This window comes from Nocardia sp. 852002-51101_SCH5132738, from assembly GCF_001665695.1.
Lineage (GTDB): Bacteria > Actinomycetota > Actinomycetes > Mycobacteriales > Mycobacteriaceae > Nocardia > Nocardia nova.
Genome location: NZ_LZML01000108.1, coordinates 16004 through 34769 on the forward strand (window position 1 = coordinate 16004; position 18766 = coordinate 34769).

The 18766-nt window shown below is 69.7% G+C and carries 19 protein-coding genes; 15 read left to right on the forward strand and 4 right to left on the reverse strand.

Annotated features, from left to right (window positions below; all coding sequences use genetic code 11):
- Window positions 1-14: 14 nt before the first annotated feature.
- The 3 genes from A5789_RS16285 (at window position 15) to A5789_RS37345 (ending at window position 1196) form a co-directional block, all read left to right on the forward strand.
- Window positions 15-239 carry a hypothetical protein gene (locus A5789_RS16285; protein ID WP_030514660.1) on the forward strand — a complete coding sequence of 75 codons (225 nt, stop codon included), beginning with the start codon at window positions 15-17 and terminating at the stop codon, window positions 237-239.
- Window positions 239-865, forward strand: coding sequence for a DUF2567 domain-containing protein (locus tag A5789_RS16290; protein WP_064904666.1), 627 nt, complete (start codon window positions 239-241; stop codon window positions 863-865). The genes A5789_RS16285 and A5789_RS16290 overlap by 1 nt, the downstream gene beginning before the upstream one ends.
- Window positions 866-1019: 154 nt before the next feature.
- Window positions 1020-1196 (forward strand): hypothetical protein, encoded by a 177-nt coding sequence (locus tag A5789_RS37345; protein ID WP_181065140.1) that lies wholly within the window; start codon window positions 1020-1022, stop codon window positions 1194-1196.
- A 16-nt stretch (window positions 1197-1212) separates the two neighbouring features.
- Here the strand turns inward: A5789_RS37345 and A5789_RS16295 are convergent, their stop codons facing one another.
- Both A5789_RS16295 and A5789_RS16300 read right to left on the reverse strand, forming a co-directional pair.
- Window positions 1213-1857, reverse strand: coding sequence for a DedA family protein (locus tag A5789_RS16295; protein ID WP_030514658.1), 645 nt, complete (start codon window positions 1855-1857; stop codon window positions 1213-1215).
- Window positions 1858-1967: 110 nt separating this feature from the next.
- A complete protein-coding gene (locus A5789_RS16300) occupies window positions 1968-2744 on the reverse strand; it encodes an NUDIX domain-containing protein (protein ID WP_030514657.1) in 777 nt (258 codons plus the stop codon).
- A gap of 94 nt (window positions 2745-2838) precedes the next feature.
- Between A5789_RS16300 and nadA the strand changes: the two genes are divergently transcribed.
- From nadA to nadC, 3 genes are read left to right on the forward strand one after another with little or no spacing between them, the layout of a single operon-like run.
- On the forward strand, window positions 2839-3870 hold the full coding sequence (gene nadA / locus A5789_RS16305; protein WP_030514656.1) for a quinolinate synthase NadA: 1032 nt from the start codon (window positions 2839-2841) through the stop codon (window positions 3868-3870).
- 44 nt (window positions 3871-3914) lie between these two features.
- The gene (locus tag A5789_RS16310) at window positions 3915-5651 is read left to right on the forward strand and encodes an L-aspartate oxidase (protein ID WP_064904705.1); all 1737 of its coding nucleotides are present in this window, start codon (window positions 3915-3917) and stop codon (window positions 5649-5651) included.
- A 34-nt stretch (window positions 5652-5685) separates the two neighbouring features.
- Window positions 5686-6546, forward strand: a complete 861-nt coding sequence (nadC, locus tag A5789_RS16315) for a carboxylating nicotinate-nucleotide diphosphorylase (protein WP_030514654.1) — start codon at window positions 5686-5688, stop codon at window positions 6544-6546.
- Between the two features lie 7 nt (window positions 6547-6553).
- On the opposite strand, the gene A5789_RS16320 is transcribed toward nadC, so the two are convergent.
- Window positions 6554-7726 carry a winged helix DNA-binding domain-containing protein gene (locus tag A5789_RS16320; RefSeq protein WP_064904664.1) on the reverse strand — a complete coding sequence of 391 codons (1173 nt, stop codon included), beginning with the start codon at window positions 7724-7726 and terminating at the stop codon, window positions 6554-6556.
- 173 nt (window positions 7727-7899) lie between these two features.
- On the opposite strand from A5789_RS16320, the gene A5789_RS16325 reads away from it, so the two are divergent.
- From A5789_RS16325 to hisH, 8 genes are all read left to right on the forward strand, one after another.
- The gene (locus tag A5789_RS16325; RefSeq protein ID WP_064904662.1) at window positions 7900-8766 is read left to right on the forward strand and encodes an arylamine N-acetyltransferase; all 867 of its coding nucleotides are present in this window, start codon (window positions 7900-7902) and stop codon (window positions 8764-8766) included.
- Window positions 8767-8831: 65 nt separating this feature from the next.
- Complete coding sequence (locus A5789_RS16330) at window positions 8832-10598, forward strand: penicillin-binding transpeptidase domain-containing protein (protein WP_064904704.1); 1767 nt, start codon at window positions 8832-8834, stop codon at window positions 10596-10598.
- Window positions 10599-10831: 233 nt separating this feature from the next.
- The gene (locus A5789_RS16335; RefSeq protein ID WP_063012985.1) at window positions 10832-12397 is read left to right on the forward strand and encodes a serine/threonine-protein kinase; all 1566 of its coding nucleotides are present in this window, start codon (window positions 10832-10834) and stop codon (window positions 12395-12397) included.
- Between the two features lie 94 nt (window positions 12398-12491).
- Window positions 12492-13097, forward strand: a complete 606-nt coding sequence (locus A5789_RS16340) for a maleylpyruvate isomerase family mycothiol-dependent enzyme (protein WP_063012987.1) — start codon at window positions 12492-12494, stop codon at window positions 13095-13097.
- 494 nt (window positions 13098-13591) lie between these two features.
- Window positions 13592-14929: a histidinol dehydrogenase gene (gene hisD / locus A5789_RS16345; RefSeq protein WP_030514647.1), complete on the forward strand. Its 1338-nt coding sequence runs from the start codon at window positions 13592-13594 to the stop codon at window positions 14927-14929.
- Window positions 14926-16059: a histidinol-phosphate transaminase gene (locus tag A5789_RS16350; protein WP_063012988.1), complete on the forward strand. Its 1134-nt coding sequence runs from the start codon at window positions 14926-14928 to the stop codon at window positions 16057-16059. Before hisD ends, A5789_RS16350 begins: the two co-directional genes overlap by 4 nt.
- Window positions 16056-16688: an imidazoleglycerol-phosphate dehydratase HisB gene (gene hisB / locus A5789_RS16355; RefSeq protein ID WP_030514645.1), complete on the forward strand. Its 633-nt coding sequence runs from the start codon at window positions 16056-16058 to the stop codon at window positions 16686-16688. The genes A5789_RS16350 and hisB overlap by 4 nt, the downstream gene beginning before the upstream one ends.
- Entirely contained in the window at window positions 16685-17314 is a 630-nt protein-coding gene (gene hisH / locus A5789_RS16360; RefSeq protein ID WP_063012990.1) for an imidazole glycerol phosphate synthase subunit HisH, read from the forward strand. The genes hisB and hisH overlap by 4 nt, the downstream gene beginning before the upstream one ends.
- Before the next feature lie 11 nt (window positions 17315-17325).
- Here hisH and A5789_RS16365 read toward each other — a convergent pair whose 3' ends face one another.
- Entirely contained in the window at window positions 17326-17802 is a 477-nt protein-coding gene (locus A5789_RS16365) for a hypothetical protein (RefSeq protein WP_064904660.1), read from the reverse strand.
- Between the two features lie 231 nt (window positions 17803-18033).
- On the opposite strand from A5789_RS16365, the gene priA reads away from it, so the two are divergent.
- Window positions 18034-18765 (forward strand): bifunctional 1-(5-phosphoribosyl)-5-((5-phosphoribosylamino)methylideneamino)imidazole-4-carboxamide isomerase/phosphoribosylanthranilate isomerase PriA, encoded by a 732-nt coding sequence (priA, locus tag A5789_RS16370; protein ID WP_030514642.1) that lies wholly within the window; start codon window positions 18034-18036, stop codon window positions 18763-18765.
- The last annotated feature ends 1 nt before the right edge of the window (window position 18766 follow it).

Sequence of the window (18766 nt, forward strand, 5' to 3'; positions counted from 1 at the left end):
GAATGGTGGTCCAGATGCCACAGCCTGATATGCAAGAGCGCTACAACCCGTACACGGGGAAGCGGATCGTCGTGGGTCTCGACGATCCGGTGCCGGCGGCCGCGGCCCTGGGCCTGGAACCGCCGCGTTACTGCGAGCACTGCGGCCGCCGGATGATCGTGCAGGTGAGTCCGGACGGCTGGTGGGCTAAATGCTCCCGGCACGGGGTGATCGATTCCCACAGCCTGGACCATCGCTGATGACCTCCCGCGGCGCCGCCGCAGCCTCTCCCGCACCGCGCGAGCTGCGGGCGGCGCTGGGAATCGTCGCGGCGGTGCTGGTGGTCAGCATCATCGGCGGCGGAGTGTGGGCCATGCTCGCCCCGACCGAGAAGGTCTTCGTCGTCGAACCCGGTAGCGGTATGGCGCTCACCGGCGAAAGCGCGCACCGCTTCGACGCGGTCGCGATCTTCGGCTGCGTCGGTTTCGTGGTCGGCTTGCTCACCGCCGCCGCGGTGTGGCGCTGGCGCGTGATGCGCGGGCCGATCATGCTGGCGAGTCTGCTGATCGGCTCGCTGGCCGGGGCCTGGGTGATGTCGTGGTTCGGCGAACAGGTCGCGCGCTGGATCCACCCCCGCTCACACAACCCGCCCGTGCACACCGTCGTGGAGCTCGCGCCCACCGTCGAAGGCTGGACCGCTCTCCTGCTGCAACCGCTGATCGCCGGACTGGTCATCCTCCTGCTGTCGGCGCTGAGCACCTCCGAGGACCTCGGGAGCGGCCGCGGTGACACGGCGGAACCCGCACCCCACACGCCACTTTCCGAGGTGACCTACGGCCCCTACCATCGGCCCGGGTCCTATCAGAACGCCGATTCGCAGCGCTGAATCCCGCCGACCACGTTGCGCCACTGGGTGAATGCTGTCGTGCGCGGCATGGCTGACCGCTGCCGGCAGCCCGGATCGCCGCTTATTCGATGGCGATCCGGGCTCGCGGTGGTTACCGTTGCGGCGGATCAGCCAGGAGGGGAGGTGTATACGAATGGCAGGAGCGAACGCGCGAATCGGAAGTGATTGCGCGGCAACCGAACAGCTCGAACGGCCCGATCTCACCGCGTGGCGGCGTCGGCACGAACTTCGCCGGTCCGCTGCGGCGCAGCCGGTGGCGAACAAGCGCACCTATCGGCGCACGGTCAAGCATCGGGATCGGCAGTGGTGAGCCGGCGGTAGGGGATTCACCGACCGTCGTGGGTGGCGTGGTATTCGGATTCGATCTTCTTCTCCTGGCGTCGTTCCCGCAGCTTCCACACGATCAGCGCCACGACGACGATCACCACGACCGCGATCGCCATATCGCGGCCGACGGTCTTCGCCACCTTCTCGTAGGAATTGCCGGCGATGTAGCCGAGGACCACGAAGGTCGTTCCCCAGACGATGCCGCCGAAGGCGTTGAACGAGAGGAACCTCGGGTAGGGCATGCGGGAGGCGCCCACCAGGGCCGGCATCACCGCGCGGAAGAAGGCGGTGAAGCGGCCGAGGAAGACCGCCCAGCCGCCGCGGCGGGCGAGGAACTCCTGAGCGTTGTCCAGGCGACCGCGGTGCTTGTCCAGGTAGGAGGCGGCGAGCAGGCGGCTGCCGAAATGTTTGCCCACCTCGTAGCCCACCGAGTCGCCGATGATCGCTGCGGCCACCACCAGCAGGATCATCACCCACAGCAGGACATGCCCCTGGCTGGCCGCGACACCGCCGAGGACGGCCGCCGTCTCGCCCGGAATCACGAAGCCGACGAAGATCGCGTCCTCGGCGAAGACGAGCAGGCCCACCGTCAGGTAGATCCACACCGGCGCGATATCGAGAATCCGGTGCATCAGCGATTCCATTCCGCCGACGCTACCGTGCGCGGACCACAGGCGTCGGCGGCGGTCGGCGCACATCGTTCGCAGTGACCCCGCTGCCGCGGGCGGTCCGCTCACACAGCGGCGGAGACCGCTCACCCCGGGGGGCGCAACGCCGCGAATTCGTCGGTGACCCGAATCTCGTCGTCGGTGAACCGATAGACCGCCGCCGGCCGCCCGCCCGATTTACCGGGCGCGGCGGTCTCCCCGGTCGGCGTGATCACTTTGCGGCGACTCAGCACGCGCTGCAGATTCGTGGTGTCGACCTCGTAACCCAGAGCGGTGCAATAGATTTCGCGCAAGGTCGACATGGTGAACGTCGAAGGCGCCAGGGCGAAGGCGATATTGGTGTACGACAGCTTCGCCGCCAGCCGGGTGCGGGCGTGATGGACGACGGTGCCGTGGTCGAACGACATGTTCGGCAGCGCGGAAACCGGATGCCAGCGGGTGTCGGCGGGCAGTTGCGGGTCCGCGGTCAGCGGCACCAGACCCAGATAGGCCGAGGCGATGCGGCGCACCCCGGGCACGCGATGCGGATCACTGAAGACCGACAGCTGCTCGATATGCCACAGCTCCCGCACGTCGACCTTCTCGGCCAGCTGACGGCGGGCGGAGGTGTCGAGATCCTCGTCGTCGCGCAGCCGGCCGCCGGGCAGCGACCAGGTGCCGGTCTGCGGTTCCATCGCCCGCTGCCACAGCAGCACCCCGAGTTCGGTGCGTCGCCCGTGATTGCCGCGCGGACTCTGTGGATCCACCGGTTCGCTCGCAATCACCGAGCGATCACCCTCCGGACCTGCGGTGACGGTGTCCATGAAGCGACGAACCTGGAACACCGCGGTGAGCGATTCGTGAATGGTGCTACTATGGGCCACGTTTTCGATTGTAAGTCGAAAACCGGGTTGAAGCTAATCGGCCCGGGGTGATGCGACCGGTGAGGGTGCCGGGCGCATGAGGAAGGAGCATGCCATGGCGTCACCGACGCAGGCATTCGCAGCGCAGGTCGTCGACGGTCCGGCCGGTTACGGCGGAGTCGAGGCCACACCGGAGTGGGCGGCCGAGATCAAGCGACTCGCGCGCGAGCGCAACGCCACCATCCTGGCGCACAACTACGAACTACCCGAGATCCAGGACATCGCCGATCACGTCGGCGATTCCCTCGCACTGTCGCGGATCGCCGCCGATGTCCCCGAGGACACCATCGTGTTCTGCGGTGTGCACTTCATGGCCGAGACCGCGAAGATCCTGAGCCCGGACAAGACCGTGCTGATTCCGGATCAGCGCGCCGGATGTTCGCTGGCCGACTCCATCACCGCCGACGAGCTGCGCGCGTGGAAGGCCGAGCATCCCGGCGCCGTGGTGGTGTCGTATGTGAACACCACCGCCGCGGTGAAGGCCCTGACCGACATCTGCTGCACCTCGTCCAACGCCGTCGACGTGGTCGCGTCGATCGATCCCGGCCGCGAGGTGCTGTTCCTGCCCGACCAGTTCCTCGGCGCGCACGTCAAGCGCGTCACCGGTCGCGAGAACATGCACATCTGGGCCGGTGAATGCCACGTGCACGCGGGGATCAACGGCGACGAGCTCACCGAACAGGCCCGCACCCATCCCGATGCGGAACTGTTCGTGCACCCCGAGTGCGGGTGTGCCACGTCGGCTCTCTACCTCGCCGGCGAGGGTGCCTTCCCGGCCGACCGGGTGCACATCCTGTCCACCGGCGGCATGATCGACGCCGCCAAGAACGCGCAATCGAAGCAGGTGCTGGTCGCGACCGAGGTCGGCATGCTGCATCAGCTGCGCAAGGCCGCGCCGGACATCGACTTCCAGGCGGTCAACGATCGCGCCGCCTGCAAGTACATGAAGATGATCACCCCGGCGGCGCTGTTGCGATGCCTGACCGACAACGTCGACGAGGTGCACGTCGATCCGGAAACCGCAGCGCTGGCACGCAATTCGGTGCAGCGCATGATCGCCATCGGCAATCCCGGCGGCGGCGAATAGCACCGGCACCCGCCTCCGGGCGGGCCGGAAAGGTTCGATCGATGATGATGACGCCTTCGATCGGCTGGGAAGCCGAAGCTGATCTGGTGGTGATCGGTGGCGGTGTCGCGGGTTTGACCGCGGCCCGCACCGCCTCGCTGCGGGGGTTGCGGGTCCTGACCCTGAGCAAGGGCGGCCCGACGGATACGTCCACGCAATACGCACAGGGTGGGATCGCGGTCGTCGCGCCCGACGGCGACACCGTCGACTCCCATGTCGCCGACACCGTCGACGCCGGGGCGGGACTGTGCGACGCGCAGGCGGTGCGCTCCATCGTGGCGGGCGGCCGGGATGCCGTCGCGGCGCTGACCGACCTGGGCGCGGTCTTCGATCTCGGCCGCGACGGCCAGGTGTCGCGCACCCGCGAGGGTGGGCACAGCACTCGCCGCATCATCCACGCCGGTGGTGACGCCACCGGCGCCGAGGTGCAGCGCGCGCTCAACGCCGCCGGCCTGCCCGTGCTGTTCGGCACCGCGGCCCTCGACATCGTCACCGGGCCCGACGGTGTGCGCGGTGTGATCGTGGTGTCGGACCAGGGGTTCGGCATCGTGCACACGCCGGCTGTCCTGCTGGCCACCGGCGGTCTCGGCCAGCTCTACGCCTGCAGTACCAATCCGCCCGGGGCCACGGCCGACGGCATCGCGCTGGCGCTGCGGGCCGGTGCGCTGGTCGCCGATCTGGAATTCGTGCAGTTCCACCCCACCGTGCTGTTCAGTCCCGGCGGGCTGGGCCGGCGACCGCTGATCAGCGAGGCGGTGCGCGGCGAGGGCGCGGTGCTGGTCGATTCGAACGGTGATTCGGTGACCGCCGGTGTCGATCCGCGGGGGGATCTGGCGCCGCGCGATATCGTCTCCAAGGCCATCGCCGCCCGGATGCGACAGCTCGGCACCGATCATGTGTATCTCGACGCTCGCGCGATCGACGGTTTCGCACAACGATTTCCGACGATCACCACCTCGTGCCGCGCCGCGGGCCTGGATCCGCGTGCCGACCTGATCCCGGTCGCGCCGGCCGCGCATTTCCAGTGCGGCGGGGTCGTCACCGATACCCACGGGCGTACCGCCGTCCCCGGCCTGTACGCGGCCGGCGAGGTGGCGCGCACCGGTCTGCACGGCGCGAACCGGCTGGCATCGAACAGCCTGCTCGAGGGCCTGGTCGTCGGCGAGCGAGTGGGTGCCGCCGCGGCCGAGCGGAGCGCCTCCGCATCGGAGGTGACCACGGTGCCGGAGCTGTCGTTGCCGCGCATCGACCGCACCGCCCTGCAACAGTTGATGTCGGCACACGCCGGCGTGGTGCGCGACGGTGACGGGCTGCGCGGGGCGATGCTGCGCGTCCTGCATCTGCGCGGTGGCGGATCCGGGAAATCCGAGGCCGCGGATGCTGCGGAAGGCGCTGTGACACAAGGGGTTACCGGCGCGGAGCCGTCCGATCCCGCGGACGACGGAGGCGGCCGCGCGCCGGAAACAGCCGCAGTGCAGGCGATTTCGCGGCTCCACGGCGAGCAGGCCGGCGTGCTGGCCGCGGTGGAGGACGCCGCCCTGACCCTGACCGCGCGGACCCTGCTCCTCGCGGCCACCGCCCGCGCCGAAAGCCGCGGCTGCCATACCCGATCCGATTACCCCGATCCGCGCGAGGAGTTGCGGCGCAGCGTCGCGATCCGGCTCGGTGACGACGGCCGTCCGCAGGTCGTCGCCGATCCGCTCCCCGCCGCGGACCCGCTGCCGGCGGTGAGCACCCGATGACCGCCGCCACGCACCACCTGCTGAGGAGTAGATGATGGCATTGGACCCGCAACTCGACCCCGGGGAACTGCGCACCCTGATCCGCACCGCCCTCGACGAGGATCTGCGCTACGGGCCCGACATCACCTCGGCCGCAACGGTTCCCGCCGAGGCGACCGTCAAGGCCGCGATGGTCTCACGCCAGCCGGGCACGGTGGCCGGCATCGACGTCGGGCTGCTGGTGCTCGACGAGGTGATCGGCGCCGGGAACTACGAGGTGACCGATCGCGTCGCCGACGGCACTCGCGTCGGCCCGGGCGACGCGGTGCTGACGGTCGTCGCGCCGACCCGGCAGTTGCTGACCGCCGAGCGCACCATGCTCAACCTGGTCACCCACATGTCGGGAATCGCCACCGCCACCGCCGCCTGGGTGGACGCCGTCGAGGGCACCGAGTGCCGCATACGCGACAGCCGCAAAACCCTGCCGGGGCTGCGTGCGCTGCAGAAGTATGCCGTGCGCGTCGGCGGTGGCGTCAACCATCGGATGGGCCTCGGCGACGCCGCCCTGATCAAGGACAACCACGTCGTGGCCGCCGGATCGGTGGTCGCCGCGCTGCGTGCGGTGCGCGAACTGGATCCCGATATCGAATGTGAGGTCGAGGTCGACAGCCTCGATCAGCTCGACGCCGTACTCGCCGAGGATGTGGAACTGGTGCTGCTGGACAACTTCCCGTTGTGGGCCACCCAGGCAGCCGTCCAGCGCCGCAACAGCCGCTCGCCGCGCACGAAACTCGAATCCTCCGGCGGGCTCTCCCTCGAGTCCGCCGCCGACTACGCGCGCACCGGCGTCGACTATCTGGCGGTCGGCGCTCTCACTCATTCGGTGCGGGTGCTGGATCTCGGCCTGGACATGTGAGGGCGGATCAGCTGGTGAGTTCGCGCTCCAACGGGGTGCGGAAGCGGGGGATGGCGCGCACGTCGCCGTACCAGGCGGCGGTGCGCTCGACCTCGGCGTCGATCAGCGCTTTCGCATCGGCGCCGACGTCCTCCAGCAGCCGCCAGGCGATCTCGCCGTCGGCGCGCTGAGCCCAGCCGCCGACGATGCGGCCGTCCACCCAGATGCTCGGGCCGATGTTGCCGTTGGTGTCGAACAGGGCCGGGGCGTGCGGGCCGAGGAACCAGTCGCGCGACTGCCAGCCCATCGGAGTCGGATCCAGGGCCGGCAGGAGCGCCGCCCACGGTTCGGTCTCGGGTTCGGGATCCGTATCGTCGGACAGCATCACTCCGGGCCTGCCGTCGAGGTCGACTTCGGTGAGGTCGAGACTCGAAAGCGTCTTGCGCACATCCGTTTTCGTCCACCCCGTCCACCAGGTCAGATCCTCGACGGGAGCCGGTCCGAAGCTGCGCAGCCAGCGGCGGGCCAGTTCGGCGCGCGCCGCGTCGAGTGCGATCGGCTCGGCGTCGGCGGGTAGCCACGCCTCGCGCGGCGCCCAGGTGTACTGGCTGCTGGTCCAGCCGCCGTTGGGACGGCCGCGCACGATCAGCCCGTCGCACCCGAGGATGAGCAGCACCCAGGTGGTGATGTTGGTGGGTTTCGAATACGGCTTGCCGGGTGCGGTGTCGACCTGGGTGCGCAGCCGGGGCACGGCGGCCGACAGTTGCGCGCCGGTCGCGCTGCCTCGGGCCAGCAGTTCCCGATGGGTCTCGTCGGCCACGTCGGCCAGCCAGGCATCGATATCGCCCTCGACGGCCTGGGCCAGATACTTCCCGTAGGCGCGGCGCTGCTTGATCGCGAGCGCGTCGGCCACCGCGGCCTGCAGGACGGGAACCATGACGACCGGCGCGACGAACATGGTCCGGCGCATCGCCAGCAGCCGCAGCAGCGACCGATCCTCGTAGAGGGCGTGCTCCACGTCCGCCGGAGCCAGGCCACGCGTGCGGGCGCCGACCGCGAGGAACACCGTCGCGGGATCGGTGGCGTGCAGGGCGACCATCGAATCGGCGATATCCGCGGGATCGGTACCGCGGGATTCGACAGCGAGCCGATGCCGCCGCGCCAGCCGCGCGCGTCGCTGAGCGACCGTAATCGAACGCATGGGCGAATCCTAGCCTGCTCGGGCCGCGTCGAGGACGACATCCGCACCCCGCAGTAGTGGGAAGGATGTGGGACACGCTGTCGTTGATCATGAGGCGAACGACAGTCACCGAGACCGCACCTGCACGCGGGCGGCTGCGCGCCCTCCGGACGCGAGACCACACAGGAGAACTCATGACGGAAAACCCGGCCCCGGTCTCGAACTGGGACGGTGCGGCACTGGATCTGCCGGCGTATTTCGCCCGCATCGGCTTCACCGGAACGCCGGCGCCGACCCTCGACACCCTGCGCGCGCTGCAGTACGCGCACACCACCACCATCCCGTTCGAGAACATCGAACCGGTGCTGAAACGTCCGGTGCTGCTGGATCTTCCGTCGTTGCAGGACAAGATCGTCCGATCCCGCCGCGGCGGCTACTGCTACGAGAACGTGGGCCTGTTCGCCGCCGCGCTGGAACGGATCGGCTTCGGCGTCACCGGTTTACACGGGCGCGTGAGTATGGGCGCGGGCGGTGAGATCCGCCCGGCGACGCACGCCCTGCTGCGCGTGACCACCGCCGACGACGAGCGGGTATGGCTGTGCGATGTGGGTTTCGGTTCCGGGCCGTTGGCCCCGCTCGAGCTGAATCCCGATGCGGGGGAGGTGCGCGCCGGCGACTGGCGATTCCGGCTGGAACGCACGCGCGGCGAACTCGATTCGCAACTGTGGGTGCTGCATCACTTCGCCCGCGACGGCTGGATCGACCGCTACAGCTTCACCATGAATCCGCAGTACCGCATCGACTACGCGGTCGGCAACCACTTCGTCTCCACCTTCCCGCGCTCGCCGTTCGTGACCCGGCCGTACGTGCAGCGATTCCGGCCGGACCGGCACGACGTCATCGACAACACCACCTGGATCACCGAATATCCGGACGGCACCTCGCACAGCCGCGATCTGCCGCCGGCCGATCTGCCGAAGATCCTGGCGGCCGAATTCGATATCGACCTCGACGACGCGGACGCGGCGACACTGGCGGCGGGGGAGTGGCTGCGCCGCTGACCGGCGGCCCGCGCGGGGCGGGCGATTACCGCACCGCGGCGGCGCACGGCGGTAGTGTCGGCCGCGTGCGCACCGGATCGAAGTTGTTCGCCCTGCTCGCCGCCCCGATTCTCGCTGCCGCCGCCTGTTCCGGAGACAGTTCCGCCGACCGGCTCGACCGCAGCGTGCACACCTTCGCCGAGGCGTTGAGTCACGGTGATCCCGCCGCCGCGGCCGCCGTGACCAGCGATCCGGCGCAGGCCACGACCACCCTCGGCGCCCTCTTCGACAGCCTCGGCAAGAAGGTGCGCGTCGACGTGCGCTCGGTGGACCGGTCCGACCACCACGCGACGTTCGGCCTCGCCACCACCTGGACCTTCGGCACGGCCGGAAATCAGTGGACCTACACCACCACCGGCACCGCCGACGAATCCGGCGACCAGTGGAAGGTCCGGTGGAATCCGGCCACCGTGGCGCCCGGCCTCGAGACCGGGCCGCTGTCCTACGACACCGTGGCCCCGCAACTGGCCGCGCGCGTGCTCGACCGTGACGGCGCGGAATTGATGACCCAGCAGGTCGTCACCCTGGTGCAACTGGCGCCCGGCGCCGACCCGAATGCCGTTGCGGCCGTACTGGGACCGATCGATCCGAGTATCACCGCGGCGAGCCTGCGCCAGGACATGGACAAGGCGCAGGGCAAACCCGTCACCGCGATCGCGTTGCGGGCCGATGATCTCGCCCCGGTGCAGGATCGGCTCGCCGCGCTGCCGAACGTCACGCTGGCACCGCAGACCCGGCTGCTCACCGTCGACAAGACGCTGACCTCGCCGGCCCTGTCCGGCGTGAGCGACCTCTGGCAGCACAGTACCGACGCCGCGGCCGGCTGGGCCGTGCGCGCGCAGGCCGCCGACGGCGTCCACACGGTGGGCGGACAGGACCCGAAACCCGTCGCCGACATCAGGACCACTCTCGACACCGGAATGCTGCGCCGCGCCGAGGCCGCGCTCGCGCCGATCCCGACTCCGGCCGCGATGGTGGTGCTGAGACCGTCCACGGGTGACGTTCTCGCCGTGGGGCAGAACGCGCCCGCCGACGCGCAGGGGCCGATCGCGCTGACCGGGCTGTACCCGCCGGGTTCGACCTTCAAGACGGTCACCGTGTCGGCCGCGTTGCAAGCCGGGCAGGTCACCGCCGACACGATGCTCGCCTGCCCCGGCACCGAGAACATCGAGGGCCGGCAGATCCCCAACGACAACAACTTCGATCTCGGCACCGTCGCCTTGCACACCGCTTTCGCGCGGTCCTGCAACACCACCATGGGACGGCTGGCGGTGAACCTGCCGCCCGATGGGCTGACCCGCGCGGCCGCGCAACTCGGCCTCGGTGTGGATTTCACCGCCCCCGGCATGACCACGGTGACCGGAAAGGTGCCCACCGCAGACACTTCCGCGCTGCGGGTCGAGGAGGGCATCGGCCAGGGCCGGGTGACGGCGTCGCCGTTCGGCATGGCGTTGGTCGCCGCGACCGTCGCTCACGGTTCGGTGCCGGCGCCCACCATCGTGGCGGGATCGCCCGGGACCGCGGACCGGACGCCGGAGCCGGTGCCCGCGCCGGTGCTCGATCAGGTGAAATCCATGATGCGCGAGACGATTACGAACGGCACGGCCACCAGTCTCGCCGACATTCCCGGCATGCTCGGCAAGACGGGCACGGCCGAATACATCGACGACACCCACGCGCACGGCTGGTTCGTCGGCATCGACGGCGATCTGGCACTGGCGGTGTTCGTCGCCGATGCCGGCAGCTCGACGCCGGCGGTCGAGGCGGCCGGACGTTTCCTGCGGAATCAGTAGTAGCACGCCCTGCGATCGAGTGAAGTTCGTCACATATACTCTCGCTGTATAGCGGATTGATCTCGACCGCATCGCATGGTGGTCACACATATTCGGCACAGATCTCGCTCCGGCGTCAAAGCGGCCCGTCACGCCCGCTACACTCGTCCGGGAACACGCGCGGGACCTGACCCCGCGCGCGGTAAGTCACGGATCGCGGAGAAACTCGGAGTAGTGCCATCGAAACCGGCCAAGTGATCGCAGGGCATTACCGCCTGGTCGAGCGGATTGGTAGCGGCGGCACAGGCGTCGTCTGGCGTGCCGTCGACGAACGACTCGAACGGTCGGTCGCGATCAAGCAGATCCTCACCCAGCCCAGTCTGCCGCCGGGTGAGAAAGAGATCGTGCGTCAGCGCGCGTCTCGGGAGGCCCGCAACGCGGCCCGCTTCCAGCACCCCAACGCGATCGTGGTCTTCGATATCACCGACCACGAGGGCGATCCCTGCCTGATCATGGAATATCTGCCGTCGCAGAGCCTGGCCGTGGTGCTGTCCTCGCAGGGGACGCTGCCGCTGCTGCAGGTGGCGCGCATCGGCGAGCAGATCGCCTCGGCGCTGGTGGCCGCCCATCGCGCCGGCATCGTGCACCGAGACATCAAGCCCGGCAACGTGTTGCTCGGCGACAACGGCACCGTGAAGATCACCGACTTCGGTATCTCGAAGGCCAAGGGTGACGTCAACCTCACTGCCACCGGCCTGATCTCCGGCACCGCCGCCTACCTGGCTCCCGAGGTCGCCCGCGGGGCGGAACCCAGCCCGGCCGCCGACGTATTCGCCCTGGGCGCAACGCTTTTCCATGCCCTCGAAGGGGAACCGCCCTACGGCACCAATCCGAATCCGCTGGCGCTGCTGTACGCCGCGGCCAACGGTCAGCTGAGCCAGCCGCGCAACGCCGGCCCGCTCACCGATCTGCTGCTGGATCTGCTGAGCTTCGAGCCGGAGGACCGGCCGAGCATGACCGACGTGCGCGATCAGCTGGCCGATTTCGCGGATCAGGCCGCCGATGCCGAATCGACCCGGATGCTGGCCACCCACCGCGGCGGTGGTCGCCGCCAGGCCACCCGCACACTGGATCGCCGTGCGGCACAGGCGGATATCTCCACTGCGGAGATGATGGCCACCGCGGCGGTGCTCTCCGAGCCGGAGATGCAGCCGGTGCGGCCCGCCGCGGCCGCCGCGCATCCCACCCGCTCCCATCCGGTGCCCCCGGCTGCCGAGCCCGCACCGACCCGCAATGCGAAGCCGTGGGTGTTCGCCGGTGGTTTCGCCGCCGGTCTGGTGATCGTCGCCGCGGCGCTGTATCTGATGTTCGGCGGCGCCAAGACGGAATCGCCGGGCTCGCAGGCACATTCGCCGGCGGCGACCGCCACCGCGCAGGCGGGTACCTCGACGCAGAGCGTCGCGGCCGTGGGACAGACCAAGAGCGCCGGGAAGACGGATGTCGGCTCGGCGGCCGGTGTCATCCAGAACTTCTACGACGCCCTCGTCGACCAGAACACCGGCACCGCGTGGAATCTGCTCACTCCCGCGGCGCAGCAGGTGTACGGCAGCCAGCAGGCGTTCGCGACCTATTGGAAGCAGAACCAGATCACGGCGTACAACACCATCGAGGGCGCACGCGGCGGCGGCAGCGCCAATTCCGACGGCTCGGTGGATATGTCGGTCGCCAGCATCACCTACGGCGGTCAGTCCAAGTCGATCGAACTCCGCGTCGTGGTGGGCAGCAGCGGGAAGCTGCTGATCGACAGCGACACCCACTGATTCCGCCGCGCGCGGTGCCTCCGCCCACGGGCGGAGGCGTCGATCCGTCCGCGGTAGCTGTCACCTCCGGTGTGCCCCCGGTAGGGTCGAGGCGGTGAGCACTCGGCAGCTGCTGAACGACGAACGGGCCGAACTGATTACGCTTCTGCGTGATCTGAGCGACGACGAATGGGAGGCGCCCTCCCTGTGCGCGGGGTGGCGGGTGCGTGATGTGGTGGGGCACCTGCTCTACGACGAGATCTCCCTGCTGGGCTACGCCCGCTTCGCCCTCGGCTACCGCCTGAACACCGACCGGGTCAACAACGGTCTCGTCGACCGGGTGCGCGACCTCACCCCGGCGCAGCTCATCGAGCGATTCGAGAACTCCGGACAGCGCATCACCGGCAAGTGGCCGAGCCTGGGCCTGGCCGACATCCTGGTGCATCAGCAGGACATCCGCCGTCCGCTCGGCCGGCCCCGCACGATTCCCGCCGACCGCCTGGTCGCGGTGCTGCGCCATCCCGACCCGTTCGCCGGCCCGCGCAAATACACCCGCGGCCTGCGCTTCGTCGCCACCGACGTGGAGTGGTCCGCCGGCACCGGCCCGGAAGTCCGTGGGCCGGGCGAGGCGCTGGCGCTGGCCGTAGTGGGCCGCCCCGTCGCCCTGGAAGACCTCTCCGGTGAGGGAGTGGCCACGCTGCGCCGCCGTCACGGCGTGTGATCCGCCGCAGCGACCGCCGACCGCGAATGCCGCTGTCGCGCAGCGGTTTCGGTCTCGGCCGGCCAGTCGGCGAGTAGGCGCGGAGCGGTCGCGCTCGGCGAGTCGGGCTCGACCGTGTAAGTGATCGACGCCTGATCGAAGTCGTCGGGCAGTCGGCGAAGACCGGGCCGTACGTGTTGTGCGGCCGGCCCGCATGGTGGTTGTGGAGCGCCGGCATGGGCCCGACGCCCTCGAGGCCCGTTTCGCCACGCCGCCCTTCCGCCATATCGCCGAGGTCCCGGACGTGATCCTGGCCGGGCCGGTGCCGCCGTATCGCCTGGTGCCGAAACGAGTCGCGGCGGCCGCGGCCGGAGGTGGGGGCGTGCCGCCGCGTCCGGCTCGGGCGGCGGATATCCACTGGCGCCGACCCGATAGGCTGGTAGGCGGTCCGGAGCTTTCGCTTCGATGTGATGACCAGCACAGACCGGCCGGACAGACAAGGATTTCACACCGCTATGACTAGCCGCATCGAGCTCGCCCGCGTGGATCTGCGCGGACGTACGCCCTCCGCTGCCGAACTGCGCGCGGCCCTGCCGCGCGGGGGAGTGGACGTGGACTCGGTGCTGCATCATGTGCGGCCGGTGGTGGAGGCGATCCGTGATCGCGGGGTCGAGGCGGCGCAGGAATTCAGCGCGAAATTCGACGGCATCGCCCCGGCGAGCGTGCGCGTCCCGGCCGCCGAACTCGACACAGCCCTCGCCGAGCTGGATCCGGCCGTGCGCGCGGCGCTCGAGGTGGCCATCGAACGCACCCGCAAGGTGCATGCCGATCAGCGCCGCACCGACACCACCACCGAGGTGGTGCCCGGCGGTACCGTCACCGAACGCTGGGTGCCGGTCGAGCGCGTCGGTCTCTACGTGCCCGGCGGCAATGCCGTCTACCCGTCCAGTGTCGTCATGAACGTCGTCCCCGCGCAGGCCGCGGGCGTGGACTCGCTGGTGGTGGCCTCGCCGCCGCAGGCGCAGTTCGGCGGACTGCCGCATCCGACGATTCTCGCCGCCGCGAAACTGCTCGGCGTCGAGGAGGTGTGGGCCGTCGGCGGCGCCCAGGCGGTCGCGTTGCTGTCCTACGGCGGCACCGACACCGACGGCGCGCAGCTCGCGCCCGTCGACATGATCACCGGCCCGGGCAACATCTATGTCACCGCCGCCAAGCGGCTGTGCCGCGGCCTCGTCGGCATCGACGCCGAAGCCGGCCCCACCGAGATCGCGATCCTCGCCGACGCCACCGCCGACCCGGCGCACGTGGCCGCCGATCTGATCTCCCAGGCCGAACACGATGTGCTCGCCGCCAGCGTGCTCGTCACCGACAGCGCGGCGCTGGCCGATGCGGTCGACGCCGCGATCACGACCCAGCTCGAGGTGGTCAAGCACCGGCAGCGGGTGTCGGAGGCGCTGTCCGGCAAGCAGTCCGGCGTCGTGCTCGTCGACGATGTCGAGCAGGGGTTGCGGGTGGTCAACGCCTACGCCGCCGAACACCTCGAGATCCAGACCGCCGACGCGGCCGCCGTCGCCGGACGGGTCCGCAGCGCGGGTGCGGTGTTCGTCGGCGCGTGGTCGCCGGTGAGCCTCGGCGACTACTGCGCCGGATCGAATCACGTGCTGCCCACCGCCGGGTGCGCGCGCCACTCCTCGGGGCTGAGCGTGCAGACCTTCCTGCGCGGTATCCATGTCGTCGAATACAGCGAAGCCGCGCTGAAAGACGTTGCCGGACACGTGGTCTCCCTGGCCAACGCCGAGGATCTGCCCGCCCACGGGCAAGCCGTGCAGGTGCGTTTCGAGGCCCTGTCATGACCGCCACCGCCGATATCCCGGGCGCCGCGGCGACCCTCGACGATCTGCCGCTGCGCGAGAACCTGCGCGGCAAGAGCCCGTACGGCGCACCGCAACTGGCGGTGCCGGTTCAGCTGAACACCAACGAGAATCCGCATCCGCCGAGCCGCGCGCTGATCGACGACGTGGCCGAATCCATTCGCGCCGCCGCCGCCGACCTGCACCGCTACCCCGATCGCGACGCGGTCGCGCTGCGCACCGACCTGGCCGCGTACCTGACCCGTCAGACCGGCGTCGCCGTGCAGACGGCGAACGTGTGGGCGGCCAACGGATCCAACGAGATTCTGCAGCAGCTGCTGCAGGCCTTCGGTGGTCCCGGCCGCAGCGCACTCGGCTTCGTGCCCTCGTATTCGATGCACCCGATCATCTCCGAGGGCATCGACACCGAGTGGATCGAGGCCGAGCGCAACAGCGACTTCTCCCTCGACATCGACTACGCCGCCGCGGTGATCGCCGACCGCCGCCCCGATGTGGTGTTCGTGACGAGTCCGAACAACCCGACCGGACATTCGATCGCCCTCGCCGATCTGGAGCGTCTGCTCGAGGCGGCGCCGGGCATCGTGGTGGTCGACGAGGCGTACGGCGAGTTCTCCGCCGCGCCCAGCGCGCTCGCGCTCATCGACCGATATCCGGCGAAGCTGGTGGTCAGCCGCACCATGAGCAAGGCCTTCGCCTTCGCCGGTGGGCGGCTCGGCTATCTGGTCGCCGCGCCCGCGGTGATCGAGGCGATGCTGCTCGTGCGACTGCCGTACCACCTGTCGGTGGTCACCCAGGCCGCCGCCCGCGCCGCGCTGCGCCACGCCGACGAAACCCTGGCCAGTGTCGCCGAACTCGCTGCGCAGCGGGAACGGGTGGCTACGGCGTTGCGCGAGATGGGGTTCGAGGTGGTGACCTCGGATGCGAACTTCCTGCTGTTCGGCTACTTCGCCGACGCATCCCGCACCTGGCAGCGCTATCTGAACGAGGGCGTGCTGATCCGCGACGTCGGCATTCCCGGCTATCTGCGCACCACCATCGGACTGGCCGCCGAGAACGACGAATTCCTGCGCGTGAGCGAGATGCTGGTGGCCACCGAGGTGATCTCCCGATGAGTACGGAAGCGAGTATGAATCGAACCGCCCGGGTGGAACGCACCACCCGCGAATCCAGCATCGTGGTCGAGCTGAATCTCGACGGCACGGGCCGGACCGACATCTCCACCGGCGTCCCGTTCTACGACCACATGCTCACCGCCTTCGGCCAGCACGGCAGCTTCGATCTGACCGTGCAGGCCAAGGGTGATATCGAGATCGAGGCCCATCACACGGTCGAGGACACCGCCATCGTCATCGGGCAGGCGCTCGGTGAGGCGCTGGGCGACAAGAAGGGCATCCGCCGCTTCGGCGACTGCTACATCCCGATGGACGAAACCCTCGCCCACGCCGTCGTCGACGTGTCCGGCCGCCCGTACTGCGTCCACGACGGCGAGCCGGAACGGCTGCTGCACACCGTGATTCCCAGCGCCGGTCCCGGTGCCTCGTATTCCACGGTGCTGAACCGGCACGTCTTCGAATCGATCGCCCTCAACGCCCGTATCGCGCTGCACGTGCGCGTGCTGTACGGCCGCGACCAGCACCACATCACCGAGGCCGAATTCAAGGCAGTCGCACGGGCTTTGCGCGCCGCCGTCGAACCGGATCCCCGGGTCACCGGTGTGCCGTCCACGAAGGGAACGCTGTGAAATCGGTTGTGCTGCTGGACTACGGCTCCGGCAATCTGCATTCCGCGGCGCGCGCGCTGGCCCGCACCGGCGCGGAGGTCACCGTCACCGCCGATCCCCAGGCCGCGCTCGATGCCGACGGCCTGGTCGTACCCGGTGTCGGCGCCTTCGCCGCGTGCATGGCCGGACTGACCCAAGTGCGCGGGGAGCGGATCATCGGCACCCGGCTCGCCGGCGGCCGTCCGGTGCTCGGCATCTGTGTGGGCATGCAGATCATGTTCGAGCGCGGCGTCGAATTCGGGGTCGAGTCCGAGGGCTGCGGGCAGTGGCCGGGCACGGTGGAACGGCTTCCGGCGCAGATACTTCCGCATATGGGTTGGAACACCGTGCAGGCGCCCGCCGACAGCGTCCTGTTCGCCGGGATGGATCCCGAGACGCGCTTCTACTTCGTGCACTCCTACGCGGCGCAGAAGTGGGAATGGGACGACAACGGCACCATCGCCCCGGCGAAGCTGATCTGGGCCGAACACGGCGGGCCGTTCCTCGCCGCGGTGGAGAACGGGCCGTTGTGCGCCACCCAGTTCCACCCGGAGAAGTCCGGCGACGCGGGTGCGCAGCTGCTGCGCAACTGGGTCGGCTCGCTGTAGGGGCTGTAGAGCTACGTCTGCGGCGGCAGGGTGTCGACCCGCCCGGCGAGCCAGCGGCCGTCGACGTTGTCCAGGAACACCCGCAGCTGGGACCGTTCGGGGCGGGGCAGGCCCAGCGTGGCATCGCTACGTTCGGATCGATCCACGGTCACCACGACCTGCGAATGTTCGGGGTCGGCCACATCGGTGCGGCATTCCACCGAGTTGGCCTCGGAGCGGACGTGCACCGAGGTCACGTGCGCCTGCCGATCGGCCGCCGACGCGGCGAACTGGTCGTGGAACGCGCCGGTGGACAACTCCAGCACACGGCGGTCGTAATCGTCGTAGCCCGCCCAGTCGTAGGTGGTGAACTGTCGCCCGAAGTCGCAGGCCGCCAACTGAATCGGGTCGGTGGGCGCGGCCACTGCCGTCGGGGGCACGAGCATCGCGGCGCCTGCGGCCCCGCACGACAACGCGAACATGATGGGCCGCAACGTGATCCGCGACATGGGTGAAGATCCTCTTCGTCGACAACGATGGCAGTACGTGCCCCCGACCCAGGGTACGTACGCGGAGACCGTCGGTCCGGACCTCCTGCGCACAGTGACACACGCAGTCTTCGGATTGCCCGGCGTTGTCCAGTTCAAACGTGTGATGCGCCTCCTCGCAGGCAGTGACCGGCGTCCCATTTGCGCCATCCCGGCACCGCGACGCCAACCGGTAGCCAGTAGGCTGCACACGTGAGTCTTGTGCTGCTACCCGCCGTCGATGTCGCCAATGGTGAGGCCGTGCGCCTGGTTCAGGGGGAGGCCGGCAGCGAAACCAGCTACGGCGCGCCCCGCGATGCCGCGCTGGCCTGGCAGGAGGCGGGCGCCGAATGGGTGCATCTGGTGGATCTGGACGCGGCCTTCGGGCGCGGCTCCAACCGCGAACTGCTCGCCGAGGTCGTCGGTGAGCTGGATGTGAAGGTCGAGCTGTCCGGCGGCATCCGCGACGACGACTCGCTGAAGGCCGCGATGGCCACCGGCTGCGCCCGGGTCAACCTGGGTACCGCGGCACTCGAGGATCCGCAGTGGTGCGCCCGCGCCATCGCCGAATACGGCGATCGGGTCGCGGTCGGGCTGGACGTGCGGATCATCGACGGCGACTACCGGTTGCGGGGCCGTGGCTGGGTCAGCGACGGCGGTGACCTGTGGGAGGTGCTCGAGCGCCTGGAGCGCGACGGCTGCGCCCGCTACGTGGTCACCGACGTGAGCAAGGACGGCACGCTGCAGGGGCCCAACCTCGACATTCTGCGGCAGGTGTGCGCGGCCACCGAGGCGCCGGTGATCGCCTCCGGCGGTGTCTCCACTCTCGACGATCTGCGTGCCATCTCCGGGCTGGTGTCCGACGGGGTGGAAGGCGCGATCGTCGGAAAAGCTTTGTACGCCGGGCGTTTCACGCTGCCCGAGGCGCTGGACGCGGTTCGCTGAC